This is a genomic window from Streptomyces sp. NPDC020845, from assembly GCF_044334165.1.
Lineage (GTDB): Bacteria > Actinomycetota > Actinomycetes > Streptomycetales > Streptomycetaceae > Streptomyces.
Genome location: NZ_JBIRSJ010000009.1, coordinates 383357 through 409979, shown reverse-complemented (window position 1 = coordinate 409979; position 26623 = coordinate 383357). Strand labels below are relative to the sequence as shown.

Here is a 26623-nt window from a genome sequence, read left to right as displayed (position 1 = left end):
TAGCCTTCATGGCCCGGCCGGTCAGCCACCGCCGGAGCCGGAGCAGCCGAAGCCGCCGCGGTCCGCGGCCTGGCTCTTGTCGAAGGTGCCGTAGTCGGCCCAGCCGCCGCCGACGTCGGCGTCGTAGTACCAGTCGCCGTCGACGGACTTCTTCTTGCCGCGGCTCTTCTTGCCCGCGGTGGACGAGGAGGAGGAGCTGCAGTTGCTGGAGTCGACGACGCGGTAGCCCTTGATCGCGTCGTAGCTGTTCCGGTCCACACAGCGCTTGTCGGGCTCGGAACCGCAGGAGGTGAGCGCGGCCGCGAGCGCGCCCATGCTGCCCAGGATCACCGTGCTCGACCGCAGTTTGCGTCGCCCTGTCTGCTCCATGGTGTCTCCCCCGTGGCCTGTCTTTCGGCCGTGCTTTGAATGGCCGCCAGCCTAAGGGGCACGGTCGCACATTTGAACGGCGGGGCTCATATGGGAAGTGCCCGGCACAGCGCTTCCAGCGCACCCGAGAAGGCGTGGTCGGGCGGGGTCCCGTAGCCGACCACCAGGGCGTCGCCCACCGCGTCCCCCCGCACGTCCCCCCGCACGTCGTCATCGTCGTCCGCCACGTACCGGAAGCGGGCCAGTCCGTCCATCGCCAGGCCCTGCCAGGCCGCGCCCTGCAGCACGGACCGCTCGGTCCCCGGCGGGAGTTCAAGCACCGCGTGCAGCCCCGCCGCGATCCCGCGCACCCGTACCTGCGGGGCGTGCTCGGCCAGCGCCGCGACCAGTTGGTCACGCCGGCGCCGGTAGCGCAGCCGCATACCGCGCACATGGCGGTCGTAGGCCCCGGACTCAAGGAACTCGGCGAGCGTCAGCTGGTCGAGACCGCCCGTCGGCCACTCCCCCGTCCCCTTGGCCGCCAGCAGCTCGTCCATCAGGTGGCCGGGCACCACCATCCAGGCCAGCCGCAGCACGGGGGCCAGGCTCTTGCTCGAAGTGCCCAGGTAGAGCACGCGCTCGGGGTCGAGCCCCTGGAGCGCCCCGACGGGGTTGCGGTCGTAACGGAACTCCCCGTCGTAGTCGTCCTCCACCACCAGACCGCCCGTACGGGAGGCCCAGTCGACCACGGCGGCGCGCCGGTCGGGGTGCAGGGACACCCCGGTGGGGAACTGATGCGCCGGGGTGAGCAGTACGGTCCGTACGCCGGTCAGCCCGGCCAGTTCGTCGGTGCGGGCGCCGCGCTCGTCGACCGGCAGCGGTACGGTGCGCAGCCCGGCACGGCGCATGACGTTCCAGTGGAGGTCAAGACCGTACGACTCGACGGCCACCTCCCGCTCGCCCGCGGACCTCAGCACCCTGCTGAGGACGGCCAGGCCCTGTTTGAACCCGGCGCAGATCACGATCCGCTCCGGGTCGGCCCGCACTCCGCGGGCGCGCGCCAGATAGTCGGCGAGGGCGCGGCGCAGCTCGGGGCGCCCGCGCGGCCCGCCGTACGCGAAGGCGTCGTGCGGCGCCGCGGTCAGGGCCCGCCGGGCGGCGGAGAGCCAGGCCGCACGGGGGAAGGACGAGACGTCGGGCGAGCCGGGCCGCAGGTCGTAGGTAGGGCGGCGGCGCGGTTCTGTGGTCGGCGGGGTGCGCGGGGGCGTGGGCTCGGGCGGTACGACGCGCGCGGCGACGCGGGTTCCCGAGCCCTGCCGGGCGGTGAGCCAGCCCTCGGCGACCAGCTCGCCGTACGCGTCGGCGACGGTGTTACGGGCGATGCCGAGGTCGGCGGCGAGCGAGCGGGAGGAGGGCAGCCGGGTGCCGGGGGCGAGCCGGCCGCCGCGTACGGCGTCGCGCAGGGACCGGATGAGCGCGGCGCCCACCCCGGCCGCGCCACGCTCCGGTAGGTCCAAATGCAGATCGGCGCCGAGGCCGGCCTGGGAAGTGGCCCATGAATCCTCCATGGAAATGGACCATACTCCTGGGCTACTGACGTCCTAGCGTGGTAGCCATGACGACGACCAACAAGACACCCGAGACACCCGAGACAGCTCAGAGCACCCACGACCACGGCCCCCGTATGCGGCTGGCCAACCTGGCCCCCGAGTTCTACAAGGCGATGGTCGGCCTCGACGCGGCCGCCCGTAAGGGCCTCGATCCCGCCCTCGTCGACCTGATCAAGATCCGTGCGTCACAGATCAACCACTGCGCCTTCTGCATCCATATGCACACCCGGGACGCGCGCAAAGCGGGCGAGACCGAGGAGCGCATCAACCTCCTCAGCGCCTGGGAGGAGGCGTCGGGCTTCTTCACCGAGAAGGAGCGGGCGGCGCTCGCGCTGACCGAGGCCGTCACCGTGCTGACCGACGGCTTCGTCCCGGACGAGGTGTACCAGCGGGCCGCGGCCCACTTCGAGGAGGCCGAACTGGCCCAGGTCATCGCCGCGATCATCGCCATCAACGCCTGGAACCGCATCGGCGTCAGCACCCGCATGGTGCCGGGCAAGGCATGACCGGCGCGAGCACGAGCAGCGCGAGCACGAGCAGCGCGAGCACGAGCAGCGCGAGCACGAGCAGCGCGAGCACGAGCAGCGCGAGCACGACCGGCGCGAGCACGACCGGCGCGACGACGCTCCGCGCCCTGCACCACGGCCGGGCCCCCGGCGACCCGCTCGTCCTGCCCAACCCCTGGGACGCGGCCACCGCCCGCGTCCTGGCCGCGGCCGGCTTCCCCGCGCTCGCCACGCCGAGCGCGGGGATCTCGGCCTCGCTGGGCTACCGGGACGGCGAGACTCCGGCCGACGAGATGTTCGCCGCGGTCGCCCGGATCGCCCGCGCCGTGGACGTGCCGGTGACGGCGGACATCGAGGACGGTTACGGGCTCGCCCCCGCCGAAATCGTCGACCGGCTGCTGGAGGCCGGCGCCGTGGGGTGCAACCTGGAGGACGGCGACCGGGCGGCGGACGCGCTCAAGGACGCGCGGCGGCAGGCGGACTGGCTCGCCGAGGTCCGCGCGGCGGCGGGCGACAGCCTGGTCATCAACGCCCGCGTCGATGTCTTCGTACGCGGCGAAGGCGCCAGGACAGACCCGACGGACACGGACCGGCTGGTCGAGGAGGCCATCGACCGCGGGCGGCGATACGTGGCGGCGGGCGCCGACTGCGTCTATCCGATCTTCGCGCCCCCGCGGCTGCTCCCCCGGCTCGCGGCCGGTATCGGCGCCCCGCTCAACGCGATGGCCGACCCGGACGGCCCCTCCATCCGCGAACTCGGCGAATCGGGTGCGACCCGCATCACGTTCGGCCCCCGTCTCCTCCGCCGGGCGCTGGCGGCGGTGGAGGACATCGCTGAACAACTACGCCCGGCGTAATGTCACATTCCCGACAAGAGAACCCGACAAAAGAATGCAGCTCTCCTGATTCATCACCGCAAAACTGACCAATAGCGCCAACCGGATTCCCCCGACAATAAAGCGGCATACAAAGCCGCTGGACACGTCTGCGGGGCGGGGTTATCGTGCACTCGAAATTCGCGAAAAGCGGTACGTAAAACGGGGAGCAACAAAAGAATGAACAACCTTATAGGGGAGCGCGCAGCGGGCGAACGGCGGGGGTCCGGAAGGCGGTTGGCGACGCGTGCGCTGCTGGCCGCGGCGCTTTCCGTCGGCGCGCTGGCCGGGGCCGGGGCGGCGCAGGCCGAGGAAAATCCCTCGACTCCGACCCCCAGGATTATCGGCGGCCATGACGCCACCGAAAACTACTCGTTCATCGTTTCCCTGCAGAAGGAAAGGAACGGGGACCCCGACGGTCACCGTTGCACCGGCGCGCTGATCCGCAAGGACTGGGTCGTGACCGCGGCGCACTGCGTCACCACAGCGGGCACCGACTCGGCGCCGTACACGGTCATGGACCCGGCGCTGTTCCACGTCCGGGTGGGCTCCAATGACCGGACCACCGGCGGCACCGTCGCGAAGGTCAAGAAGATCGAGGTCGACCCCGGGTACAAGGCGCTCGACGAGCGCTCGGAGGGCTACGACGTGGCGCTCCTCCAGCTCGACACCGCGCTGACCAACAAGACGGTCCCCCTGGCGTCCACATCGACCAAGGAGGGCACCGCGGTCCGGCAGCTCGGCTGGGGCTACACCGCGACCGCCGACGTCGGCGACCCGACCAAGCTTCCGGTGAAGCTTCAGGAGCTCGACACCAAGGTGCTCAACCCGACCACGGAAAAGTGCCGGGTGGACGCCACGGGGGACGACTCGTGGGGCATCCGCGAGGGCGATGTGTGCACGGACAACCCGCAGGACACCTACGGCCCGTGCGGCGGTGACTCCGGTTCGCCGCTGCTGAAGAAGGTCAACGGCCGCTGGCAGCTCGTCGGCGTGGACAGCCGCGGCGTCGGCGAGATCTGCGGGTCGACCCCGGACATCTACACCGACCTCCACTACCACCGCACCTGGCTGAACAGCGTCATCGGCTGACGAACGGTCTGAAACGCGGCACAGCCGCACGCCGACACACGTCGGGGTGCGGCTGTCGCCCTGTCAGAGCAGCCGCCCTGTCAGAGCAGCCGCCCTGTCAGGGCAGCCACTTCTTCCAGACGTCCGGGTGCTCCTTGACCCACTTCTCCGCCGCGTCCTCCGCGGAGAGCCCGTCCGAGGCGATCAACTCGGCGACCTCGTTCTGGTCCTCCTCGGTCCAGTGGAACTTCTTCAGGAACTCCGCCGCCTTGCCGCCCTTCCTGGCGAAGTCCGCGTTGAGGTACTTCTGCAGCGGGGTGGTCGGATAGGCGCAGTCGAAGGACTTGGGGTCCTCGGCGCCCTTCGCGGCGCACGCGTCCGTGTACTTCGGCAGCTTCACCTCGACCATCGGCACCTGATTGAACAGCCACTGTGGCGCGTACCAGTAGGTCAGGAACGGCTTCTTCTCCTTGGCGAACTGTTTGATCTGGGTGATCTGCGCCGCCTCCGAACCCGAGAAGACGACCTGGTAGTCCAGGTCCAGATTCTTCACCAGCGCCTTGTCATTGGTGACATACGACGGCGAGCCGTCCAAGAGCTGGCCCTTGCCGCCGCTTTCGGCCGTACGGAACGTCTTGGCGTACTTGTTGAGGTTCCGCCAGTCGGTGACATCGGGGTGCGCATCGGCGAAGTACTTGGGGACGAACCAGCCGATATGGCCGGTGACACCGAGATCGCCGCCGGGCGCGATCGTCTTCTTGTCCTTGACGTAGCGCTGCTCCTGGTCCGGGTGGCCCCAGTCCTCCAGGATGGCGTCCACCCGCCCCTGGCTGAGCGCGTCCCAGGCGGGGACCTCGTCGACCTGGACGGTGTCGACGCGATAGCCCAGCTCGTGGTCGAGGAGGTATTCGGCGACGGCGACATTGGACTGCGCGCCGACCCAGGACTGCACGGACAGGGTGACGCTCTTGGTGCCGCCGACGTTCGCGTACGGCGAGGACTGCTTGGTCATGTCCGCCGCGCCGCAGCCGGTCGCGGTGAGCAGGGCGGTGACCCCGGTGGCGGCCGTCAGCAGCCGGGTACGGGTACGAGCGGCCGTCAGCAGCCGGGTGCGGGTACGAGCGGCCGTCAGCAGCCGGGTGCGGGTACGGCACCGGGTATGGGTGCTCGGCACGGTCAGGCTCCCTTCTTCGGGCGGCGCGCCGTCGGCTGCGTCACCCGGTCGAGCATCAGGCCCAGGCAGACGATCGCCGCGCCCGCCACCAGGCCGGTCGCCAGATCGCCCTGGGCCAGGCCGAACACCACGTCGTAGCCGAGCGCGCCGGAGCCGACCAGGCCGCCGATGATGACGACGGCCAGCACCAGCACCACGCCCTGGTTGACGGCGAGCAGCAGCGCCGGGCGGGCCAGCGGAAGCTGGACCTGCCGCAGCTGCTGGCCGCGTGTGGCGCCGAGCGAGCGGGCCGACTCCAGCGCGGCCGGGTCGACGTTGCGCAGGCCCTGGGTGGTGATGCGGATGACGGCGGGCAGGGCGTAGACGATGGCCGCGGCAGCCGCCGGGGCCCGTCCGACGCCGAACAGCGCGACCACCGGGATCAGATAGACGAACTGCGGCATGGTCTGGCAGATGTCCAGCACCGGGCGGAGCAGCCGCTCCAGGCGGGGCGAGCGGGCCGCCGCGATACCGATCGCGAAGCCGAGGACGAGCGTCACGGCGACGGCGGCCAGCACCTGCGACAGGGTGTCCATGGCCGGGTCCCACACGCCGAGCACGCCGACCGCGGCCAGGGCCAGGACGGCGGTCAACGCGGTGCCCCAGGTGCCGATCAGCCAGGCCAGCGCCGCGACGATCAGCAGCAGCGACCACCACGGGAGGCCCTGGAGCGCGCCGCGCAGCGGGTCGAGGACATACGTGACGTAGCCGGACGCCCAGTCGGCGGTGCCGCCGACCACCGGCACACCGGAGTAGAGGTGGTCGACCATCCACTCCTTGGCGGTGTTGACGGGTTCGGCGATGGCCAGGGTCCAGCCCTCCGGCCACGTGGCCGAGCCGGCGGCCCGCCCGGCCACGGCCACGACGGCGGTGCCGAGCGCGACCCCCGCCCAGGCGTACCAGCCGCGCAGCCACCGCGGGCCGGTCTCGCGGTCCGTGCCCAGGCGCAGCCCCGCGGCGGCGGTGGTGCGGTCCAGGACGACGGCGAGCAGCACGATCGGGATGCCGGCGGCGAGCGCCTTGCCCACGTCGACGGCCGACAGCGCCTGGTAGACGCGGTCGCCGAGCCCGGCGCCGCCGATGACGGAGGCGATGACGGCCATGGACAGCGCCATCATGATCGTCTGGTTGACGCCGAGCAACAGCTCCTTACGGGCCAGCGGCAGCCGGGCCGACAGCAGCCGCTGGCGCCCGGTGGCGCCGAGCGAGGCCACGGCCTCCATCACCCCGGCGTCCGCGCCGCGCAGCCCCAGCGCGGTCAGCCGGGCCATGGGCGGGGCCGCGTAGATGACGGTGGCGAGCACCGCACCCGGCACGCCGATGCCGAAGACCAGCACGACGGGCAGCAGATACGCGAAGGCCGGCAGCACCTGCATGGTGTCGAGCACCGGCCGCAGCGCCCGGTACGTACGCTCCGAGAGCCCGCCGGCCAGCCCGAGCAGCATCCCGATGGCCACCGACACGGCGACGGCGACGGCCATCAGCGCCAGGGTCTGCATGGTCGGCACCCACATCCCCAGCAGCCCGCACGCCGCGAACGACACGGCGGCCGTCACCGCGACCCGCACCCCGGCGACCCGCCAGGCCAGCAGCGTCGCGGCGGCGGTGACCCCGGCCCAGCCGAGGGCCAGCAGGGTGACGTAGACGGCGCGGACGGCGACGATGACCGCGTTGCTGATGTGGCCGAAGAAGTAGAGGAAGATCCAGTGGCTGTCGCGGTTGTCGATGATCCAGTCGCTCGTCTTGCCCAGCGGCTCCGACACATCGACGGTCAGCGCACCCGGCCAGCTGCCGCTGTGCCAGCGGATGGCGGCGAGGGGTACGAGGGCCGCGGCGATCAGGGCGAGCAGGGCGAGCTTGCGGACGGCGGGGCGGCGGGCCGCGGCGCGCAGCGCGCCCGGGGGCGCGTCGGCGGACTTCGAGACGCCGGAGCCGTCGGCGGGGGCGGCTGACGTGGAAGTGGCGGAGGAGGAGGCGGAGCGGCTGGTGGTCGCGGCGGTCATGCGCGCCCCCGTATGCCGGGGTGGCGGGTGGTCGCGGCGGTCATGCGCGCCCCCCATACGTCGGCCGTCAGGCACGCCCCCCATACGTCGGGGTGGCGGGTGGTCGCGGCCGTCAGGCACGCCCCCCATACGTCGGGGTGCCGTATGCCGAGGTGACGGGTGCCCGGGATCATGCCGGCGCCCCCTTCACCCGCAGCCCCGCCACCACCGCGAGCAGCCGCTGATGGTCGACCACCCCCAGCAGCCGCGAGCCGTCCATGATCCGGGCCGGGCCGCCGGAGCGGGCGACGGCCTCGATGGCGGTGGCTATGGTCGCGTCGGGCGCGAGCGCGGGGCCGCTGTCCCGCTCGCCGTCCTCGGCGGCGCGCAGCGCGTTGCGCACGGTCAGCACCTGCTCGCGCGGCACATCGCGGACGAAGTCCCGTACGTAGTCGTCGGCCGGGGAGCCGACGATCTCCTCGGGGGTGCCCAGCTGCACAATGCCGCCGTCGCGCATCAGCGCGATGCGGTCGCCGAGCCGCAGGGCCTCGCTCAGGTCATGGGTGATGAAGACCATCGTGCGGCCCTCGTCGTGGTGCAGCCGGATCACCTCCTCCTGCATATCGCGGCGGATCAGCGGGTCGAGCGCGCTGAACGGCTCGTCGAAGAGCAGGACTTCGGGGTCGGCGGCCAGCGCGCGGGCCAGGCCGACGCGCTGCTGCTGACCGCCGGAGAGCTGGCCGGGGCGGCGCCGCTCCAGACCGGTGAGCCCGACCTTGGCGACCATCTCGACGGCCTTGGCGCGGCGTTCGGCCTTGCCCATGCCCTGGATCTCCAGGCCGTAGGCGACGTTGTCGAGCACGGTGCGGTGCGGCAGAAGACCGAAGTGCTGGAAGACCATGGCGGCCCGGTGCCGGCGCAGCTCGCGCAGCCGCGCCTTGTCCATCGCCAGCACATCCTCACCGTCGATGTGGAGGGTGCCGGAGGTGGGCTCGATCAGCCGGGTCAGACAGCGTACGAGGGTGGACTTGCCGGAGCCGGACAGGCCCATGACGACGAAGACCTCGCCCTGCCGCACCTCGAACGACACATCGCGGACGGCCGCCGTGCACCCCGTACGGCGGCGCAGCTCCTCGGCGGGCAGCTCGGCGACGGACGAGCCGGGGACGCGGTCGGCCTTGGGGCCGAAGACCTTCCACAGGCCGTGTACGGAGAACACCGGCGCCCCTGCCGCGCCGTCGGGCCCTGACGCGGGGGTCGATGCCTTTGTCTCAGTCGCGCTCATCACGCCTCACCTCCAGTAGTGAGCAGTTCCGCGCATTTCTCGCCGACCATCAGCACGCCGATCATCGGGTTGACGGCGGGCATGGTCGGGAAGACGGACGCGTCGGCGATCCGGACGCCCTTGAGCCCCCGGATCCGCAGGTCCGGGCCGACCACGGCCGACTCGTCCGAGACCGCGCCCATCCGGCAGGTGCCCGCCGGGTGGTAGACGGTGTGCGCGACCTTACGGGCGTACTCGCTGAGCTCCTCGTCCGAGGTGATCTCGGGCCCGGGGCACACCTCGCGCTTCAGCCAGCCCGCCAGCGGCTGGGTCTTCGCGATCTCGCGGGCGATGCGTATGCCGTCGACGAGGGTGCGGCCGTCGTAGTCCTCCTCGTCCGTGAAGTAGCGGAAGTCCAGGGCGGGCTTCACGGACGGGTCGGCGCTGGTGAGGTAGAGGCGGCCGCGGCTGCGGGGCTTGGGGATGTTCGGGGTCATCGACACGCCGTGCTCCGGCTTGTCGTAGCCCAGCCGCTCGGGGTTGTCGGTGAACGGGATCTGGTAGAAGTGGAACATCAGATCCGGGCCCTGCGCACCGGGATCGCGCCGGACGAACAGGCCCGCGTCCGAATCCATCGCCGAGTTCTCGGGGATCGGGCCGTCCGTCTCCCAGACGATCACCGACTCGGGGTGGTCGAGCAGGTTCTCGCCGACGCCCGGCAGATCGTGCACCACGGGGATGCCGAGCGCTTCCAGATCGCGCCGGGGCCCGATACCGGAGTGCAGCAGCAGCCGCGGGGTGTCCACGGCGCCCGCGCAGACCAGCACCTCATGCTCCGCCTCGACCAGCAGCTCCGCGCCGTCCTTGGTGCGGACCCGCACCCCCGTCGCCCGGCCGGACTCGTCGAGCTCCAGCCGGTACGCCCAGGTCTCCAGCATCAGCTGGAGGTTGGGCCGGTCGAGGAACGGGTGCAGATAGGCGACGGAGGCGGAGGACCGCTTGTTGTTCTCCGGGTGGTAGGCGAGGTCGAAGAAGCCGACGCCCTCGTGGAAGGGCTCCTTGTTGAACCCCTCGACGCGCGGCACGCCGAGCGCCGTCTGCGCGGCGTCGACGAAGTCGCGGGCGATGGCGTTCCGGTCCTTCTCGTCGACCGGCACGATGTTGTTGCGCAGCCGCGCGAAGTACGGGTCCATGGAGGCCGCGTCCCAGCCGTCCGCACCCGCCTTCGCCCACTCGTCCCAGTCGCCCGGCAGCGGCTTGAAGGAGATGAGGGTGTTGTGCGAGGAACAGCCACCGAGCACCCGGGCCCGGCTGTGCCGGATATGGGAGTTGCCCCGGGGCTGCTCGGTGGTGGGGTAGTCGTAGTCCAGTCCGCCGCCGAGCAGACCCAGCCAGCGGCGCAGGGTCAGCACCTCGGGCCGGTCGATATCGGACGGCCCGCCCTCGATGACGGCGACACGGATGTCCGGGTCCTCGGTGAGGCGGGAGGCGATCACCGATCCCGCGGTGCCGCCGCCGATGACGACATAGTCGAAACGATCGATTGCGTCAGGTACGGACATGGGGTTACTCCTCGCGGCCCCGGACCGAGGCCCGGGCGTGGGGCGTACATACGTGGGGCGTACGTACGCAGGGGGTGGGGGTGTACGGGGTGTGGGGGCGTGCGGTGTGCGGTGTGCGTAGGGAGATGGGGAGGAGGTTTTGGCGGGGTGACGGGGTGACGGGGCGGCGGGGTGACGGGGTGACGGGCCTACGGCTCAGCCGGCGAACCAGCGGACCGGGGCGGGCCGCAGGTTCTCGTAAATGTGCTTGGTCTCGCGGTATTCGGCCAGACCCGAGGGGCCGAGCTCGCGTCCGATACCGGATTTGCCGAAGCCACCCCACTCGGCCTGCGGGAGATAGGGGTGGTAGTCGTTGATCCATACGGTGCCGTGGCGCAGCCGCCCCGCGACGCGCCGCGCCCGCGCGGTGTCGCTGGACCAGACGGCGCCCGCGAGCCCGTACTCGGTGTCGTTGGCGAGCGCGATGGCCTCGTCCTCGGTGCGGAAGGACTCGACGGTGAGGATCGGCCCGAAGGTCTCCTCCCGCACCACCCGCATCTCGCGGTTGCACTGGTCGAGGATCGTCGGCAGATAGAAGTAGCCGGTCGCGGGGCGGACCTCGGACGGCTCGGGCTGCGCACCGCCGCACCGCAGCAGCGCGCCCTCCTCCAGCGCGGCGGCGACATACGCCTCGACCTTGTCGAGCTGGCGCGCCGATACGAGCGGACCGCACTCCACACCGGGCTCGGTGCCGCGCCCGAGCTTGATCTTCTCGGCCCGGCGGGCGAGTTCGGCGACGAACCGCTCGCGTACGGACTCCTCGATGATCAGCCGGGCCCCGGCGGAGCAGACCTGGCCGCTGTGGATGAAGGCGGCGTTGAGGGCCTGGTCGACGGCGGTGTCAAAACCCTCGGCGGTGTCGCAGGCGTCGGCGAAGACGACATTGGGGTTCTTGCCGCCGAGTTCGAGCGCGACCTTCTTCACGCCCGGCGCGGCCGCCTGCATCACCTTCGTACCGCTGACCAGGCCGCCGGTGAAGGACACCAGATCCACATCGGGGTGCTCGGCCATCCGGGCGCCCACCGGGTCCCCGGCGCCGGTCACCAGATTGCCGACCCCGGCCGGCAGCCCGGCCTCGACCAGCAGCTCCATCAGATACATCGTCGACAGCGGGGTCAGTTCGCTGGGCTTGACGACAAAAGTATTGCCCGCGGCGAGCGCCGGGGCGATCTTCCAGCTGGCCTGAAGCAGCGGATAGTTCCACGGGGCGATCAGCGCGCAGACGCCCACCGGCTCATGCACGACCACGCTGTGCACATCCTGGGTGCCCGCGTCGACCACGCGCCCGGCCGACTCGCCGACGACGACCTGGGCGAAGTAGCGGAAGGCGTTGGTGACGTCGTCGACGTCGACCCGCCCCTCTTCGAGCGTCTTGCCGGTGTCACGGCTCTCGAGCAGCGCGATCTTCTCGCGGTCGCGCTGCAGCAGATCGGCGACGCGGCGCAGCAGCGCCGCCCGCTCGGCCACGGGCGTATGCGGCCAGGGGCCCGTGTCAAAGGCGCGGCGGGCGGCGGCGACGGCCGCGTCGGTGTCCTCGGCGCCGCCCTCGGATACGACCGCGAGGGTCTTGGCGTCGGCGGGGTCAAGGACCTCCCGCTGCGCGCCGGACGCGGCGGCACGCCACGCCCCGTCCACATGAATGGTCTCGACTGCCGACACGTCTGCTCCGCCTTCCGGTGTTACTGGACTGGCGCCGCCGACCGCGTCGGCAACGCGAAGCCCCTCCCCGAAAGGTGCGGACCTATGCGTGATTGTCATTCGAAAGTGGTCGGGCTCACTTGGTCACAAGCTGCACGCGTTCGCGCACAGATGCTCCGCAGGTGATGGATCGCATCGGCTCGCTTCGGCTCGGAACGGCAAGGATCAGCTCAGGCGGAAGGAATCGACGGCGGCCCGCTGTATCTCCTGCTGTCCGGCGCGGTCGTCGCCCGGGCCGATGACCAGCACGGCGTACATCGTGCCGTCGGACGCGGTGAAGCGGTGGTCGAGGACCCGCCGGGAGCCGCCGTACTTCTCGCTGTCGTAGGTGTACTCCAGCTCCGCCGGGTCCATGGCGCCCTGCCCGGTCCGCTCCAGGCTGATCTGCTCATAGCCGCGCTGGCGGGAGGCTATGCGCTCGGCTTCCTGCGCCGACTCGTACGGCGTCCGCTCCGGGCCGTGCAGCTCGAAGATCTGCACCATGGTGGCCTGGTCGGACGAGGTGTAGAAGACGCTGGGCCCCTCGACGGTGCGCCGCCAGCCGTCCGGGACGGCGAGGATGAAGCCCGCCGGGTCGTCCGCCACGCGGAAGCCGTCGGGCGGGGACGCGCCGGGCGAGACCGAGGGGGACAGGGACGGGGATTGCGCCGGGGACCCGGGCGGGGAGGCCGAGGGCGTGTCGGACGGCATATCGGACGGGGTGCCGGACGGGGTGCCGGACTCCTCGCCAGGGGCCGGAGAGGCGCCGTCGGGCAATACCCCGTCCGTCTCCGACGGCCCGAGCACCGAGCTCTCACCGACCCCGGGGACGGGGCCCGCCCGATACCCGGCCTTGCCATCGCTCCCGAACGCCACCCATCCGGCGAACGCGAGCGCGGCGCACAGCACCACCGCCACGGCGGCCACCCGCAGACCCCGCCGCGCATCGCCGACGGGTGGTGGTGGTGGCGCACCGCCACCATCGTCCGTCCACTCCAGCCGCTCCGCGCCTCCGTCGCTCATCCCAGCCCCCCGATGAAAATGTTTCGACCCTTGCGCGCGGCTTTCCCTCGCGCGTCGGCCTTGCTCAGCCGCCCAGCAGCGCGCCGACCGCCTGTCCCAGAGCCACGCCGGACGCCAGCATGCCGATGCTCGCGCTCGCGTCCTGCAACACCGCCCGGAGCCGGGCGAGGCGTCCGGGGGCCGCCGCCCCGGTGCGCCGGATCTCGTCCTCGGCCTCGGACAGCTCGTCCGCCAGCGCGCTGACCTCGGGGCTCTCGACAAGCCGCGCAAGATCCGCGCCGAGCTGCCGTATGGCCTCCAGCAGCCGCTCGTACGCGGGGTCGCGCGCCACCGACGACTCCGCCCGCACGTTCACGATGTAGTTGTGGTCACCGATGCCGACGGCGCCACCACGGACGGAGCCGATACGGATATCGCCGTATGCGCGCCCGCCCGCCCCCGCGGGCTCTTCCTCGTTCTCCGCGTCAGCGTCCGTGTTCGTGTCCGTGTTCGTGTCCGTGTTCTCAGCCATGCTCTCCCCCCGAGCCAGGCAGTCAACTCCTCCCAAAATAGGGGAAGCTGAGCCACAGTCATAGAGCACAACAAAAGGGCCACCCTCCGGAGTGAATACCGGAAGATGGCCCTTCGGATATCTACGGCCGTCAGATCAGGCCGAGACCGCGCACGGCCTCGCGCTCCTCCTCGAGCTCCTTCACCGACGCGTCGATGCGGGAGCGCGAGAAGTCGTTGATCTCCAGGCCCTGGACGATCTCGAACTTGCCGTCCTTGGCGGTGACCGGGAAGGACGAGATAAGGCCCTCCGCCACGCCGTACGAGCCGTCGGAGACCACACCGGCGGAGGTCCAGTCCCCGGCCGGGGTGCCGTTGACCCAGGTGTACACATGGTCGATGGCGGCGTTGGCGGCGGAGGCGGCCGACGAAGCGCCGCGCGCCTCGATGATCGCGGCGCCGCGCTTGGCGACGGTCGGGATGAACGTCTCGGCCAGCCACTGCTCGTCGTTCACGACCTCGGCGGCGTTCTTGCCCGCGACCTCGGCGTGGAAGACGTCCGGGTACTGGGTGGCGGAGTGGTTGCCCCAGATCGTGAGCTTGGCGATCTCCGCGACCGGGACGCCGGTCTTCTTCGAGAGCTGCGAGAGGGCGCGGTTGTGGTCCAGGCGGGTCATCGCGGTGAAGCGCTCGGCCGGTACGTCCGGCGCGGCGGCCTGGGCGATGAGCGCGTTGGTGTTCGCCGGGTTGCCGACGACCAGGACCTTGATGTCGTCCGCGGCGTGGTCGTTGATGGCCTTGCCCTGCGGCTTGAAGATGCCGCCGTTGGCCTCCAGCAGATCGCCGCGCTCCATGCCCTTCGTCCGCGGCCGGGCGCCGACCAGGAGCGCCACGTTCGCGCCGTTGAAGGCCACGTTCGGGTCGTCGGTGATGTCGATGCCCTGAAGCAGCGGGAAGGCGCAGTCGTCGAGCTCCATCGCGGTGCCCTCGGCGGCCTTCAGGCCCTGGGGGATCTCCAGGAGGTTCAGCTTGACCGGCACGTCCGCGCCGAGCAGCTGGCCGGAGGCGATGCGGAAGAGCAGCGCGTAGCCGATCTGGCCGGCCGCGCCGGTGACGGTGACATTGACGGGAGTGCGGGTCATGGCGGTCTCCTGCGCTGTGTTTTCTGTCGATCTCTTGGTGTCGAGATACCGGCGTCAGGCTATCCGACGGGGACACACGGGGCCCCAGGGGCCACTGTGTAACCGCTCACCACCGACAGACAAGGCCCGGCAGCCATTCGGCGCCCGGCAGCATTCGGCGGCCGCCTGCACGAGGAGGGGGAGTAGCAGGCGGCCGCCACGGTGCCATGCCGCACCCGTGGGGGGGGTCGGCCTGCGCCTGCCCCGATTCGGCGAGGGCATGCCGCCCGACCCGGATATTTCCTTGAGATCCCTTCGGACGACGGCGCCCGGCGGCCCTCACGGCGCGCTGGTGCGCCCCGCGGCCGTCGTGGTGCAGCCGCGCTGTCCGGTGGTGCGGGTGACGCAGGCCTTGGCCTGGGTGGTGGAGCCGACCGCGATCATCGGGGTGTAGGCGTCGCCGTCGGCGTTGACCTTGCCGTACTCCGTGCGCGCCGGACCGACCGCGCCCTGGGCGGGCGCGGTCACCTGTAACAGGTCGCCGGGGGCGGCCTTGGTGATCCGGGCCCACGCCGCGCCGCACACCTTGCTGTAGCGCACCTCGACATACGCGCTGCCCACGGTCACGCTCGCGGTCGTCCTGGCGTACGCGCCACCGCACCCCATGGTCTCGGGGTCCTTGCCGGCACACTCCTGGCCGGCGCATTTCACTCCGCTGGGCAGGCGGGGGCCGCTGGTCGTGGTCCGCCCGGGAGTCGGGTCCTTGGCCCGTTCGTCGGCCTGGCCACCCGGGTTGACCAGGAGAACCACTGCCGCGCCCATGAGCAGTACCCCGACCGCCGTGGCGATGAACAGCGGGACGCGTCGGCGGCGCCTGTCCGGCGACGGAGGCGGGCCCGGCGGATCAGGCGGCTCGGGAAGCAGGGCCGGTGCGACGGAGACGAGCGGAGGGTCCGCCACGGGCGGCTCAGGCGGCACGGCGGCCGCCCTGCGCACCGCCGTCTCGGGGATATGGGGCGGCTCGGCTTGGAGTGGCTCGGCGCTGGGTGGCTCGGCGTGGAGTGGCCCGGCGCTGGGCGTCGCGGGCCTCTGCGGCTCTGGCTCCGTACGGGGTGTCTCGGTACGGGGTGGCTCGTTGCGGGGCGGCTCGTTGCGGGGCGGCTCGGCATAGGCCCACCCGGCTTCGGCCTCCTCCGCCGTACGGCCGTTCCTCGAGTGCGGCAGCGGGCCCGTCTCCCCCAGCGCGGCCCGCGCCTGCGCGACCCTGATCGCCTCCATCGTGACGTCGTGCCGTAACTCGGAACGGCTCCACGCGCGCTCCGCCAGCTCCCACAGGGTGCTCAGATGCTCGACGTCCGTGCCCGTCGCCTCGGCCAGCGCCACAACCGCGCCCTGCGGCGGCAGCAGGCGGCCGTTGAGGTAGCGCTCCCACGACGTCTTGCTGTAGCCGGTGCGGTCGGCGACCGCGACGAGGCTCAGCTCGCTGTGCTCGACGAGCCTGCGTAACTGCCCGACGAACTCCCGAACCTGCGGATCGAGCTCGTCCGGCAGCTCCCTCCAACGAGGCATTGCCTCCCCCTGTCCCTCCGTGCCCGTGAACTTCCCGTGCCCTGCCCCCGTTTGGGCACCCTCGAGAGTCCCGGATCCGCTACCCAGGGAGATGCCCCGCCCAAGAATGACAGTTCCCCCAGCAGGGGCGCACCGGAGCATTCCGGACCCGGACGCGCTCCCCACGCGCCCCTATCGGGCTGTTGCGCGCCCGAGACGTCGTACCGGAATGGTCACTTCCGCGCCACAGGCCCTCGACGTCCATTGATCCAGCAGGGCTCTTAACAGAACCCTTATGCCAGACGGCCCGTCCTTCTTCGGGGGAGAGGACGGGCCGTCGTCGTGCACGGGCGCTGAGCGGTCGGGTGGGGGCAGGGACCTCATCGCCCTATCGGACGGTGAAGTGCACCACATCCTCCAGGAACGGCACCTTCAGCCAGGGCTTGGGCTGGGCCATCAGGGACAGCAGCACGATCGCCGACCCCAGCACCCCGTACGTCAGCATGTCGGTGAACCGGGAGCGCACCGCCAGCATCCCGACCTCCGGCAGCGCCCACCGCAGCAGCGCGCCCGCCAGCAGGGAGAGCCCCACCAGAATCGTGCCCGCTCGGAACGCGTCCAGGGCCACCACCAGCAGCCCCAGGCCGACGCCGGCCATCACCACCAGCAGCGGCCACTGGCGGGCGGGCGCCGGGGCGGCGCCGGGCGCGGCGCGGCCGCCGCCCTCGGGGCGCGCGGTGTCCCGGGTGATCAGGGGGAATCGGCGCGATCTGGCGACAGGGCGCCCCGCCGCGCCACTGTGCGCCGCTGCTCCGTTCTGTGCCGCAGCCCCGCTCTGTGCCGCAGCCCCGTTGGGGCCCGCAGCTCCGTTCAGTCCCGCCGCCCCGTGCGGCGCCGCAGCTCCGTTCGGCGCGGTCGCTCCGTTCGACGCCGCCGCGGGGCGCTGTCCGGCCGGCTCGGCGGCCGGCTCACCGGCCTCAGCCGGCATGCCCGGCACCGCTGCCGCCGTCGCTGTCACCGTCACCCTCGCCGTCGCCGTCGGCGGCCTTGGCGGCGCGCTCCGCCGCCTCCACCACGTTGACCAGCAGCTGGGCGCGGGTCATCGGGCCGACGCCGCCCGGGTTCGGGGAGATCCAGCCCGCGACCTCGCTCACATCGGGGTGCACATCACCGGCGATCTTGCCGTGCTCGTCCCGGCTGACGCCGACGTCGAGCACCGCCGCCCCCGGCTTGACGTCCTCCGCCTTGATCAGGTGCTGCACCCCGGCCGCCGCCACGATGATGTCGGCCTGGCGCAGCAGCCCGGGGAGATCGCGGGTGCCGGTGTGGCACAGCGTGACCGTGGCGTTCTCCGAGCGGCGGGTGAGCAGCAGCCCGATCGACCGGCCGACGGTGATACCGCGGCCGACGACCACCACATGGGCGCCATTGATCTCCACGCCGTGGTGGCGCAGCAGCTGGATGATGCCGTACGGGGTGCACGGCAGCGGGCCGGTCTCGTTCAGCACCAGCCGGCCGAGGTTCATCGGGTGCAGCCCGTCGGCGTCCTTGGCCGGGTCGATCAGCTCCAGCACCCGGTTGGCGTCGATGCCCTTGGGGAGCGGCAGCTGCACGATGTAGCCCGTGCAGGCCGGGTCCTCGTTGAGCTCCCGTACGGCCGCCTCGATCTCCTCCTGGGTGGCGGTCTCGGGCAGGTCGCGCCGGATGGAGGCGATGCCGACCTCGGCACAGTCGCGGTGCTTGCCCGCGACGTACCACTTGCTGCCCGGGTCCTCGCCGACCAGCACGGTTCCGAGGCCGGGGTGGATGCCCTTGGCCTTGAGCGCCTCCACTCGGCCGACGAGATCGGACTTGATCGAGGCTGCGGTTGCCTTGCCATCGAGAATCTGCGCGGTCATGGCTTCATCCTCCCGGATTCGGGGACGTCTGTTCCAATCAGGGCCCGCCCCACCCGGGGTCTGGCGGAATCCGGGCCGTGTATGTCCTGTGTCGTGTGACGTGTGTCGCCTACGGCCAGAGGGCCGCACCCCGCGCGTCGGGGGTGCGGCCCTCGGTCCGTACCACTCAGTGGAAGAAGTGGCGCGTGCCCGTGAAGTACATGGTCACGCCCGCCTTCTGGGCCGCCTCGACGGTCAGCTCGTCGCGGACCGAGCCGCCCGGCTGCACCACGGCCTTGATCCCGGCCTCCGCCAGCACCTCGAAGCCGTCCGGGAAGGGGAAGAAGGCGTCGGAGGCCGCGTACGAGCCGGCGGCCCGCTCCTCGCCCGCCCGCTGGACGGCGAGCCGCGCCGAGTCGACGCGGTTGACCTGGCCCATGCCGACGCCGACCGTCGCGCCGTCCTTACCGAGCAGGATCGCGTTGGACTTCACGGCCCGGCAGGCGCGCCAGGCGAAGGCCAGCTCGGCCAGGCCGTCGGCGTCCAGCGGCTCGCCGGTCGCCAGGGTCCAATTGGCCGGGTCGTCGCCCTCGGCCTGGAGCCGGTCCTTGGCCTGCACCAGGTCGCCGCCCTCGATCGACCGGTACTCGCCGCCCGCCGCCGGGGCGTCGGGGCAGCGCAGCACGCGGATGTTCTTCTTGCGGGCCAGCACCTCGACGGCGCCGTCCTCGTACTCCGGGGCGACGATGACCTCGGTGAAGATCTCGGCGACCTGCTCGGCCATGGCGACCGTCACCGGACGGTTGACGGCGATCACGCCGCCGAACGCCGAGAGCGGGTCACACGCGTGCGCCTTGCGGTGGGCCTCGGCGACGTCCGCGCCGACCGCGATGCCACAGGGGTTGGCGTGCTTGATGATCGCGACGCAGGGCGCGTCGTGGTCGTACGCCGCACGCCGCGCGGCCTCGGTGTCGGTGTAGTTGTTGAAGGACATCTCCTTGCCGTGCAGCTGCTCGGCGTACGCGAGGCCCTTGCCCGTGCCGTTGGTGTAGAGCGCGGCGGGCTGGTGCGGGTTCTCGCCGTAGCGCAGCACCTGCTTGCGCTCGTAGGTGACGCCGATGAAGTCCGGCCAGGGGCCCTCGTCGGCGGCGTAGCCCTCGGCGAACCAGTTCGCCACCGCCACGTCGTACGCCGCGGTGTGCTGGAACGCCTCGCTCGCCAGCCGCTTGCGCTGCTCGAGGTCGAAGCCGCCCTCGGCGGCGGCCTTCAGCACGTCCGCGTAGCGCTCGGGGTTGACGACCACGGCCACGGACGGGTGGTTCTTGGCGGCCGCGCGGACCATGGAGGGGCCGCCGATGTCGATCTGCTCGACGCACTCGTCGGGCGAGGCGCCCGAGGCGACGGTCTCCCGGAACGGGTAGAGGTTGACGACGACCAGCTCGAAGGGCTCGACGCCCAGCTCGGCGAGCTGTTCGCGGTGCGAGTCGAGCCGCTGGTCGGCGAGGATGCCCGCGTGGACGCGCGGGTGCAGCGTCTTGACGCGGCCGTCCAGGCACTCGGGGAAGCCGGTCAGCTCCTCCACCTTGGTGACCGGGACGCCCGCGGCGGCGATCTTCGCCGCCGTCGAGCCGGTCGAGACGAGCTGGACCCCGGCCGCGTCCAGCCCCCGGGCCAGTTCCTCGAGCCCCGACTTGTCGTAGACGCTGACCAGCGCGCGGCGGATGGGCCGCTTCGTACCTTCGGCGGTCACGGGATCATTACCTTTCGTCCCTCAATGCGGTAGCCGTTGCGGGCCAGACGCCCCACGACCTCGACGAGCAGCGAGCGCTCGACTTCCTTGATCCGCTCATGCAGAGCGGACTCGTCGTCCTCGTCCCGGACCTCGACCACGCCCTGGGCGATGATCGGGCCGGTGTCGACTCCGTCGTCGACGAGATGGACGGTGCAGCCGGTCACCTTCACGCCGTACGCGAGCGCGTCGCGCACGCCGTGGGCGCCGGGAAAGCTGGGCAGCAGCGCGGGGTGGGTGTTGACGCACCGGCCGCCGAAGCGGGCCAGGAACTCCTGGCCCAGGATCTTCATGAACCCCGCCGAGACCACGAGGTCCGGCTCGTACGCGGCCGTCGCCTCGGCCAGCGCGCGGTCCCATTCGGCGCGGGTGGCGTGGTCCTTCACCCGGCAGACGAAGGTGGGGATCCCGGCGCGCTCGGCGCGCTCCAGGCCCGCGATACCGGCGCGGTCGGCGCCGACGGCCACGACCTCCGCGCCGAAGCCGGAGGCGCCCTCGGCGGCGATCGCGTCGAGGAGCGCCTGCAGATTCGTACCGGAGCCGGATACGAGGACGACGAGGCGGGCGGGGCGCGCGGGGCGGGCGGCGAGGGAGGGCGGGGAGGCCACGGCGGGGATCTTTCTCGCGGGCGATGCGGGCGATGCGGGCGGTGCGCGGGTGCTCAGAGTGCTTGCGGGTGGCGGCGCCACTGCGTTTGTGTGGACATACAAGGACGCGGAGTCATGAATTCCGGGGAACTCTACGAAGCCGCCGACCGTCAGCAACGATACCGGCACACGAAACGGCCCCCGGGGGACGGGGGCGAGCGCGGGAGGTAGCGTCTGGACTGCGAATCCGACTGACGCCGTGGGAACCACCGTCGCGTCCCACGCAAGGGGAGCCGTACGGCGCAGGCCCTACGGAAGCCTTGCGTGCATCACGACGACACAAGGGGAAGACACCTCCACATGCCGGACCGACGCCGCCGCGCGGCTCACTGCCTCACGCCGACCCCTGCGCGTACCGGGGGGCCGCGATGAGGTACGCCCGCACGTCGCGCACGACGCCGCTGCTGCGTGAGCAGCAGTCCCCGTCCTCCTCCGCCTCGCCCGAGGGCTCGCCCGCCGGGCGCGAGGAGAACAACCCCTTCGCACCGCCGCCGGAGGGACGGCCGGACCAGCCCTGGCAGCCCAGGCACCGGCCCGACACCGCGCCGGGCGGTGAGGGCGGCAGCGGCGGTGGCGACGACGGCCGCGCCGCGCCGGGCTGGCCTGGTGAACCCGGCAGCCCGGGCAGCCCAAGTGGCACCCCCTGGCCTGCCGCCCCCGGCACCCCCGGCGGCGGCATACAGGGCGGTCAGGGAGGCCAGAGCGGCCAGAGCGGCCAGGGAGACCAAGAGGGCCAGGGCGGCGGTCAAGGCGGCCAGGACGGCCCGCCGCAGCAGCCCCCGGCCTGGGGCAGCCAGTGGAGCAGCCGCCAGCCCGGCCGCCAGAACGGCGGCTTCGGCTCAAACCCCGGCCGACCGAACGGAACGGGCGGCCAGGGCGGCTCCGGCGGCCCGCGCTGGGACCCGAACGACCCGGCCCAGCGGCGCGCCCGCTACGCCCTGCTCGCGGGCATGTGGGCCTTCTTCTTCGCGCTGTTCAGCCTGCCGGAGATCGCGCTGCTGCTCGGTGCGCTGGCCGTCTACTGGGGCATCAGCTCACTGCGCGCCAAGCCGCGCCGGCCGGCCCCCACGCCGCCCTCGGCCGTCCCGCTGAACGCTCCGCCGCCCGCTCCCGGCACCACCCCGGCCCATCTCCCGGCGCCGGGCACCAGCCCCTCGAAGCCGCAGGCCACGGCGGCGATCAGCGGGCTGGTCACGGGCGGTCTCGCACTGGCCATCGTCGCGGCGACCTTCACCGTCCAGATCGTCTACAGCGACTACTACTCCTGTGTGGACGACTCCCTCACCCAGACCTCCCGGCACGCCTGCGAGGACCTGCTGCCCAAGCAGCTCCGGCCGCTGCTCAGCACGGAGGACTGAGCGGGACCAGGGAACCCGAACAGCAGGGGCGGCTGCGGCGCGTATACGTCGCAGCCGCCCCTTTCGCGTGCCCCGGCACCCCTCCCTGAAGCCCAACCACAACCGTGTCCCCGGACACGCCGGTTCGTGCCTTCAAAGGCTCACAGACTGGCTCCGCCGGCCTAAGCTCCGCCGGCCTGAGCTCCGCCGGCCTGACGGCCGCTGCGGCGCTCCGCGCCGCCTTCCGCAGGATGCGAATCCTCCCGGTCCTGCATGCCCGGGCCTCCTCGCAAGAAGCAGGTGATCTCGTGGTCGGGGCCACGGCCTTCGTACTGCTCGTGCTCGGACAGCGCCGGGCCCTGGGGCGGTGCCCCAGGCCGGTCGGCCTTGGGGCCCGGCGCCGTGTCGTAGTGCGGGAAGAACTGCCGCCACCAGGGCGCGGGCGCCTTGGCCGCGTCCGTGCCACCGTCACCCCCGGTGCCCGGGGCGCTCCGGCTGTCCCGCGCGCTCCGGCGCTCGGCCGCCGATCGCTTCGATCGCGGCGGGGGCGTCGCCGAGGCCGCCCAGGCCCGGGCCTCCGCCTTACGGGCCACCCAGGCCATCAGCGCGGGTACGAACAGCCGCAGCCATCGCAGAAGGACCGCTCCGGGGATCCCCGGCAGGGCGGTCCAGGCCAGCGTCGCCGTGCCCGTACGCCACCAGCTGGGGCCCAGCTCGGCGAGTCCGTGGGTGCCCAGGGCCCCGCCCGAGGCACCGGCGAGCAGCGCCATCACGGCCGCGCAGCCGAGTGAGGCGCCCGCGGCCATCAGGGCGGTCTGGCCCCACCCCCACACCGACACGGCCGGCCGCAGCGCCCGCCGCCCCTCGCCGCCGCCCGCACCCCCATCCCCGCCCCTGCTCTGGACAGGGTGCACGGCCTGGCCAACCCGCACGGCCTGGACGCTCTGAACGCTCTGGCCGCCGTCAGCGCCGTCCACCCGCCGTACGGCCGCGACCGCGACGAACCACGCCACCGACGCCCCCGCCGCGCACCCCGTCAGCCAGCTCAGCGGGACACCCCCGCCCTCGGCGGGCAGCGCGGCCAGCAGGGGGAAGTCGGGCAGGTCGGGGTAGTCCGCCACGCCGAGCGGGCCGACGGCGGCGGAGCCGACCGTGAACCCCGGCCCGAGTCCGTACGCCGCGCCCCACACGATCGCGTTCGGCAGCAGCGCCAGGCTGATCAGCAGCACCGCGAAACGGCCGGACCACACGTCGCTGAGCTCCAGGAACGCCAGTTGCACCGCGCCCGCGTGGCTCATCAGCGACACCGCCGTAAGCAGCGCGCCACAGCCGAGCAGCACGACGACCGCGCCCCCGGCGGCCCGCAGCACGGCGCCGCGGAAGGCGGGGGTCCGGTACGCCGGGGGCCGCAGCTCGACGGCCCCGGGGGCGGCACCCCGGCGCCCGGCGGCCGAGCGGAGCCGTACGACGGGCACGAGACACACCAGGCGCACCAGACGCACCAGGCGCTTGAGCCGGTGACGGGCCGAGACAAGCCGTACGGCGCGCGGCGCCCGGGCGGCCAACCGCGCGCGCAACCAGTCGCCCAGCCGGCGTCGCCACCGGCGGCACGCCTCGCGTACGGGGCCGGGCGGCAGCGGTCTGGGGAACCGCCCGTCCGCCGCCCACACCCCCACCGCGACGGCCGCCGCGCCGACGAGCGGCAGATGCAGCAGGGCGCTGAACGGCTCGACGTGCAGCGGACCCGTCGAGGCGTACACCACGATGGCCACCCCGACCAGCAGATAGCCGCCCGTCACCCAGCCGAAGGCGGTACGCGGGTGGAGGGTGGCCTCCTCGGACACCCACAGCCCCGGGCCCCCCGCCGCCTCCGCCGCCTCGTCCGTCTCCTCCGGCACGCCCGTCTCGATCGCATGGCGCCCGGCCCGGTAGAGCAGCCAGCACGGCAGGGCACTGAGCAGCAGCGGGGTCAGCCCGACGGGCGCGGAGTCCCCTGACAGCGTCTCGGTCCGTACGAGCTCCGCGCCATGCGCGAGCAGCCACAGGTCGGCGGCGATGTGCAGGGCGCCGTCCGGGCTGCTGTCGGGAGACGAGGAGGTGATCCACAGCAGGAGTACGACGACGGCGAGCGCGCCGAGACCGAGCCCCGCGGCGACGACGCCGCCGAGGAACGCCTCTCTCACCTCGGAGGAGGGGCGCCGGAGCGCGGCGCGGCCAGGGGAGGACAACGACGGGCTGCGATCGGTCAATTGGGTCACGCGCCCATGCTGCCAATAACTGCCGTTTCATCCGCACATCAGGCGATTAGTCGCCGTGTCGTAAAGATTGCGCTTATGCGGCTTTCGCGGTAAAGGCGGACAGGAGCAGGTGGCGGAAAGCCAGCCGGAACGGCAAAAGGCGCGGGCCCGCACCACCTCGTGGGTGGTACGGGCCCGCGCCCGTGAGCCGTACGCTCCGGTCAGCGCCCGGTCGGCGGCGTCAGCCGGCCAGCGCGGCGCGCGCCAGGCGGGCGGTCTCGGACGGGGTCTTGCCGACCTTCACGCCCGCGGCCTCCAGGGCCTCCTTCTTCGCCTGCGCGGTGCCGGAGGACCCGGACACGATCGCACCGGCATGGCCCATGGTCTTGCCCTCGGGCGCGGTGAAGCCCGCCACATAGCCGACGACCGGCTTGGTGACATTGGCCTTGATGAAGTCCGCGGCCCGCTCCTCCGCGTCGCCGCCGATCTCGCCGATCATCACGATCAGGTCGGTGTCGGGGTCGGCCTCGAAGGCGGCCAGGGCGTCGATGTGGGTGGTGCCGATGATCGGGTCACCGCCGATGCCGACGCAGGACGAGAAGCCGATGTCGCTCAGCTCGTACATCATCTGGTAGGTCAGCGTGCCGGACTTCGACACGAGACCGATCCGGCCCGGCTTGGTGATGTTGGCCGGGATGATGCCCGCGTTCGACTGCCCCGGCGTGATCAGACCCGGGCAGTTCGGGCCGATGATGCGGGTCTTGTTGCCCTTCTGGCCGGCGTAGGCCCAGAAGTTGGCGGTGTCGTGGACCGCGATGCCCTCGGTGATCACGACGGCGAGCGGAATCTCGGCGTCGATCGCCTCGATGACCGCGTCCTTGGTGAACTTCTCCGGGACGAAGATGACGGTGACATCGGCGCCGGTGGCCTCGATGGCCTCCTTGACGGTGCCGAAGACCGGTACCTCGGTGCCGTCGAAGTCGACCTTCGTGCCGGCCTTGCGCGGGTTCACACCACCGACGATGTTGGTGCCCGAGGCGAGCATCCGACGGGTGTGCTTCTGGCCCTCGGAGCCGGTCATCCCCTGGACGATGACCTTGCTTTCCTTGGTGAGGAAGATAGCCATGGTGTTGGTGACCTGTTCCCTTACTTCGCAGCCGCGAGCTCGGCGGCGCGCTCGGCCGCTCCGTCCATGGTGTCCACCTGCTGCACGAGCGGGTGGTTGGCGTCGGTGAGGATCTTGCGACCCAGCTCCGCGTTGTTGCCGTCGAGGCGCACGACGAGCGGCTTGGTGACCTCTTCGCCCTTGGACTTCAGCAGCTCCAGGGCCTGGACGATGCCGTTGGCCACGGCGTCACAGGCGGTGATGCCACCGAAGACGTTGACGAAGACGGACTTGACGTCCGGGTCGCCGAGGATGATCTCCAGGCCGTTGGCCATCACCTCGGCGGAGGCGCCGCCACCGATGTCGAGGAAGTTGGCGGGCTTGACGCCACCGTGGTTCTCACCGGCGTACGCGACGACGTCGAGGGTCGACATGACCAGACCCGCGCCGTTGCCGATGATGCCGACCTCGCCCTCGAGCTTGACGTAGTTGAGGCCCTTGGCCTTGGCGGCCGCCTCGAGGGGGTTGGCCGCGGCCTTGTCCTCGAGCGCCTCGTGCTCCGGCTGGCGGAAGGCGGCGTTCTCGTCCAGGGAGACCTTGCCGTCCAGGGCGATGATCTTGCCTTCGCCCGTCTTGACCAGCGGGTTGACCTCGACGAGAAGGGCGTCCTCCTCGATGAAGACCTTCCACAGGGTCTGCAGGACCTCGGCGACCTGGTCGGCGATGTCGGCCGGGAACTTCGCCGCGGCGACGATCTCGGCGGCCTTCTCCTTGGTCACGCCCTCGATGGCGTCGACCGGGATCTTGGCGAGCGCCTCGGGGTTCTGCTCGGCGACCACCTCGATCTCCACGCCACCCTCGACAGAAGCCATGGCGAGGAAGGTGCGGTTGGTACGGTCCAGCAGGAAGGAGACGTAGTACTCCTCCTTGATGTCCGCGGTCTGGGCCAGCATCACCTTGTGGACCGTGTGGCCCTTGATGTCCATGCCCAGGATCTGGGTGGCCTTGGCGACCGCGTCATCCGCGTCGGAGGCCAGCTTGACGCCACCGGCCTTGCCGCGGCCGCCGACCTTGACCTGCGCCTTGACGACCGCGCGGCCGCCCAGTCGCTCGGTCACCTCGCGCGCCGCCTCAGGCGTGTCGATGACTTCACCGGCCAGCACCGGTACACCGTGCTTGGCGAAGAGGTCCCTCGCCTGGTATTCGAACAGGTCCACGCGCGTCCGTCCCTTTTCCTGGAAATCGCGGTTCGTTGTCTGCGCGGGCGTGCCGCGGTGGCAGCGTGAGGACGCGATCTTTGACG

Annotated in this window: 23 protein-coding genes; 4 read left to right on the top strand and 19 right to left on the bottom strand. The window is 71.9% G+C overall.

Going from position 1 to position 26623, the window contains the following annotated elements; genetic code table 11:
• Positions 1-21 precede the first annotated feature (21 nt).
• Positions 22-369: a hypothetical protein gene (locus tag ACH4U7_RS25425; protein ID WP_398530129.1), complete on the bottom strand. Its 348-nt coding sequence runs from the start codon at positions 367-369 to the stop codon at positions 22-24.
• An 86-nt stretch (positions 370-455) separates the two neighbouring features.
• Positions 456-1916 carry a PLP-dependent aminotransferase family protein gene (locus ACH4U7_RS25420; protein ID WP_398530128.1) on the bottom strand — a complete coding sequence of 487 codons (1461 nt, stop codon included), beginning with the start codon at positions 1914-1916 and terminating at the stop codon, positions 456-458.
• Between the two features lie 47 nt (positions 1917-1963).
• Between ACH4U7_RS25420 and ACH4U7_RS25415 the strand changes: the two genes are divergently transcribed.
• The 3 genes from ACH4U7_RS25415 (at position 1964) to ACH4U7_RS25405 (ending at position 4431) form a co-directional block, all read left to right on the top strand.
• Positions 1964-2464 carry a carboxymuconolactone decarboxylase family protein gene (locus tag ACH4U7_RS25415; protein ID WP_398530127.1) on the top strand — a complete coding sequence of 167 codons (501 nt, stop codon included), beginning with the start codon at positions 1964-1966 and terminating at the stop codon, positions 2462-2464.
• Complete coding sequence (locus tag ACH4U7_RS25410) at positions 2461-3321, top strand: isocitrate lyase/phosphoenolpyruvate mutase family protein (protein WP_398530126.1); 861 nt, start codon at positions 2461-2463, stop codon at positions 3319-3321. Before ACH4U7_RS25415 ends, ACH4U7_RS25410 begins: the two co-directional genes overlap by 4 nt.
• A gap of 255 nt (positions 3322-3576) precedes the next feature.
• Complete coding sequence (locus ACH4U7_RS25405) at positions 3577-4431, top strand: S1 family peptidase (protein ID WP_398530125.1); 855 nt, start codon at positions 3577-3579, stop codon at positions 4429-4431.
• A 97-nt stretch (positions 4432-4528) separates the two neighbouring features.
• Here the strand turns inward: ACH4U7_RS25405 and ACH4U7_RS25400 are convergent, their stop codons facing one another.
• The 14 genes from ACH4U7_RS25400 to purN form a co-directional block, all read right to left on the bottom strand.
• On the bottom strand, positions 4529-5512 hold the full coding sequence (locus ACH4U7_RS25400; protein WP_398530243.1) for an ABC transporter substrate-binding protein: 984 nt from the start codon (positions 5510-5512) through the stop codon (positions 4529-4531).
• 74 nt (positions 5513-5586) lie between these two features.
• Complete coding sequence (locus tag ACH4U7_RS25395; RefSeq protein WP_398530124.1) at positions 5587-7626, bottom strand: ABC transporter permease; 2040 nt, start codon at positions 7624-7626, stop codon at positions 5587-5589.
• Entirely contained in the window at positions 7623-7799 is a 177-nt protein-coding gene (locus ACH4U7_RS25390) for a hypothetical protein (protein WP_398530123.1), read from the bottom strand. The genes ACH4U7_RS25395 and ACH4U7_RS25390 overlap by 4 nt, the downstream gene beginning before the upstream one ends.
• Complete coding sequence (locus tag ACH4U7_RS25385) at positions 7796-8890, bottom strand: glycine betaine/L-proline ABC transporter ATP-binding protein (RefSeq protein ID WP_398530122.1); 1095 nt, start codon at positions 8888-8890, stop codon at positions 7796-7798. The genes ACH4U7_RS25390 and ACH4U7_RS25385 overlap by 4 nt, the downstream gene beginning before the upstream one ends.
• Entirely contained in the window at positions 8890-10431 is a 1542-nt protein-coding gene (locus tag ACH4U7_RS25380; RefSeq protein WP_398530121.1) for a GMC family oxidoreductase, read from the bottom strand. Before ACH4U7_RS25380 ends, ACH4U7_RS25385 begins: the two co-directional genes overlap by 1 nt.
• Before the next feature lie 195 nt (positions 10432-10626).
• On the bottom strand, positions 10627-12129 hold the full coding sequence (locus ACH4U7_RS25375) for an aldehyde dehydrogenase family protein (RefSeq protein ID WP_398530120.1): 1503 nt from the start codon (positions 12127-12129) through the stop codon (positions 10627-10629).
• Positions 12130-12333: 204 nt separating this feature from the next.
• Positions 12334-13170: a serine/arginine repetitive matrix protein 2 gene (locus tag ACH4U7_RS25370; RefSeq protein ID WP_398530119.1), complete on the bottom strand. Its 837-nt coding sequence runs from the start codon at positions 13168-13170 to the stop codon at positions 12334-12336.
• A 64-nt stretch (positions 13171-13234) separates the two neighbouring features.
• Complete coding sequence (locus tag ACH4U7_RS25365; RefSeq protein ID WP_398530118.1) at positions 13235-13681, bottom strand: hypothetical protein; 447 nt, start codon at positions 13679-13681, stop codon at positions 13235-13237.
• A 130-nt stretch (positions 13682-13811) separates the two neighbouring features.
• Positions 13812-14801, bottom strand: a complete 990-nt coding sequence (locus ACH4U7_RS25360) for a malate dehydrogenase (protein WP_089512565.1) — start codon at positions 14799-14801, stop codon at positions 13812-13814.
• 318 nt (positions 14802-15119) lie between these two features.
• Positions 15120-16349, bottom strand: coding sequence for a helix-turn-helix domain-containing protein (locus tag ACH4U7_RS25355; protein WP_398530117.1), 1230 nt, complete (start codon positions 16347-16349; stop codon positions 15120-15122).
• Positions 16350-16716: 367 nt separating this feature from the next.
• Positions 16717-17316 carry a DUF3017 domain-containing protein gene (locus tag ACH4U7_RS25350; protein WP_398530116.1) on the bottom strand — a complete coding sequence of 200 codons (600 nt, stop codon included), beginning with the start codon at positions 17314-17316 and terminating at the stop codon, positions 16717-16719.
• Positions 17306-18226, bottom strand: coding sequence for a bifunctional methylenetetrahydrofolate dehydrogenase/methenyltetrahydrofolate cyclohydrolase (locus ACH4U7_RS25345; RefSeq protein ID WP_398530115.1), 921 nt, complete (start codon positions 18224-18226; stop codon positions 17306-17308). The genes ACH4U7_RS25350 and ACH4U7_RS25345 overlap by 11 nt, the downstream gene beginning before the upstream one ends.
• Before the next feature lie 166 nt (positions 18227-18392).
• Positions 18393-19955 (bottom strand): bifunctional phosphoribosylaminoimidazolecarboxamide formyltransferase/IMP cyclohydrolase, encoded by a 1563-nt coding sequence (gene purH, locus ACH4U7_RS25340; RefSeq protein ID WP_398530114.1) that lies wholly within the window; start codon positions 19953-19955, stop codon positions 18393-18395.
• Positions 19952-20602: a phosphoribosylglycinamide formyltransferase gene (gene purN / locus ACH4U7_RS25335; protein ID WP_398530113.1), complete on the bottom strand. Its 651-nt coding sequence runs from the start codon at positions 20600-20602 to the stop codon at positions 19952-19954. Before purN ends, purH begins: the two co-directional genes overlap by 4 nt.
• Before the next feature lie 407 nt (positions 20603-21009).
• Here purN and ACH4U7_RS25330 point away from each other — a divergent pair, with 407 nt between their 5' ends.
• Positions 21010-21999, top strand: coding sequence for a hypothetical protein (locus ACH4U7_RS25330; protein ID WP_398530112.1), 990 nt, complete (start codon positions 21010-21012; stop codon positions 21997-21999).
• A 161-nt stretch (positions 22000-22160) separates the two neighbouring features.
• Here ACH4U7_RS25330 and ACH4U7_RS25325 read toward each other — a convergent pair whose 3' ends face one another.
• The 3 genes from ACH4U7_RS25325 to sucC form a co-directional block, all read right to left on the bottom strand.
• Complete coding sequence (locus tag ACH4U7_RS25325) at positions 22161-24236, bottom strand: DUF6350 family protein (RefSeq protein ID WP_398530111.1); 2076 nt, start codon at positions 24234-24236, stop codon at positions 22161-22163.
• Between the two features lie 220 nt (positions 24237-24456).
• Positions 24457-25341, bottom strand: coding sequence for a succinate--CoA ligase subunit alpha (sucD, locus tag ACH4U7_RS25320; protein ID WP_014177349.1), 885 nt, complete (start codon positions 25339-25341; stop codon positions 24457-24459).
• Between the two features lie 20 nt (positions 25342-25361).
• The gene (gene sucC / locus ACH4U7_RS25315) at positions 25362-26537 is read right to left on the bottom strand and encodes an ADP-forming succinate--CoA ligase subunit beta (RefSeq protein ID WP_398530110.1); all 1176 of its coding nucleotides are present in this window, start codon (positions 26535-26537) and stop codon (positions 25362-25364) included.
• Positions 26538-26623: the final 86 nt, after the last annotated feature.

Bases quoted from the DNA above. Each gene is read 5' to 3' on its own strand.
- ACH4U7_RS25425 (WP_398530129.1), bottom strand. From the start codon at position 369: ATGGAGCAGACAGGGCGACGCAAACTGCGGTCGAGCACGGTGATCCTG.
- ACH4U7_RS25420 (WP_398530128.1), bottom strand. From the start codon at position 1,916: ATGGAGGATTCATGGGCCACTTCCCAGGCCGGCCTCGGCGCCGATCTG.
- ACH4U7_RS25415 (WP_398530127.1), top strand. From the start codon at position 1,964: ATGACGACGACCAACAAGACACCCGAGACACCCGAGACAGCTCAGAGC.
- ACH4U7_RS25410 (WP_398530126.1), top strand. From the start codon at position 2,461: ATGACCGGCGCGAGCACGAGCAGCGCGAGCACGAGCAGCGCGAGCACG.
- ACH4U7_RS25395 (WP_398530124.1), bottom strand. From the start codon at position 7,626: ATGACCGCCGCGACCACCAGCCGCTCCGCCTCCTCCTCCGCCACTTCC.
- ACH4U7_RS25390 (WP_398530123.1), bottom strand. From the start codon at position 7,799: ATGATCCCGGGCACCCGTCACCTCGGCATACGGCACCCCGACGTATGG.
- ACH4U7_RS25385 (WP_398530122.1), bottom strand. From the start codon at position 8,890: ATGAGCGCGACTGAGACAAAGGCATCGACCCCCGCGTCAGGGCCCGAC.
- ACH4U7_RS25380 (WP_398530121.1), bottom strand. From the start codon at position 10,431: ATGTCCGTACCTGACGCAATCGATCGTTTCGACTATGTCGTCATCGGC.
- ACH4U7_RS25370 (WP_398530119.1), bottom strand. From the start codon at position 13,170: ATGAGCGACGGAGGCGCGGAGCGGCTGGAGTGGACGGACGATGGTGGC.
- ACH4U7_RS25365 (WP_398530118.1), bottom strand. From the start codon at position 13,681: ATGGCTGAGAACACGGACACGAACACGGACACGAACACGGACGCTGAC.
- ACH4U7_RS25360 (WP_089512565.1), bottom strand. From the start codon at position 14,801: ATGACCCGCACTCCCGTCAATGTCACCGTCACCGGCGCGGCCGGCCAG.
- ACH4U7_RS25355 (WP_398530117.1), bottom strand. From the start codon at position 16,349: ATGCCTCGTTGGAGGGAGCTGCCGGACGAGCTCGATCCGCAGGTTCGG.
- ACH4U7_RS25350 (WP_398530116.1), bottom strand. From the start codon at position 17,316: ATGCCGGCTGAGGCCGGTGAGCCGGCCGCCGAGCCGGCCGGACAGCGC.
- ACH4U7_RS25345 (WP_398530115.1), bottom strand. From the start codon at position 18,226: ATGACCGCGCAGATTCTCGATGGCAAGGCAACCGCAGCCTCGATCAAG.
- ACH4U7_RS25330 (WP_398530112.1), top strand. From the start codon at position 21,010: ATGAGGTACGCCCGCACGTCGCGCACGACGCCGCTGCTGCGTGAGCAG.
- sucD (WP_014177349.1), bottom strand. From the start codon at position 25,341: ATGGCTATCTTCCTCACCAAGGAAAGCAAGGTCATCGTCCAGGGGATG.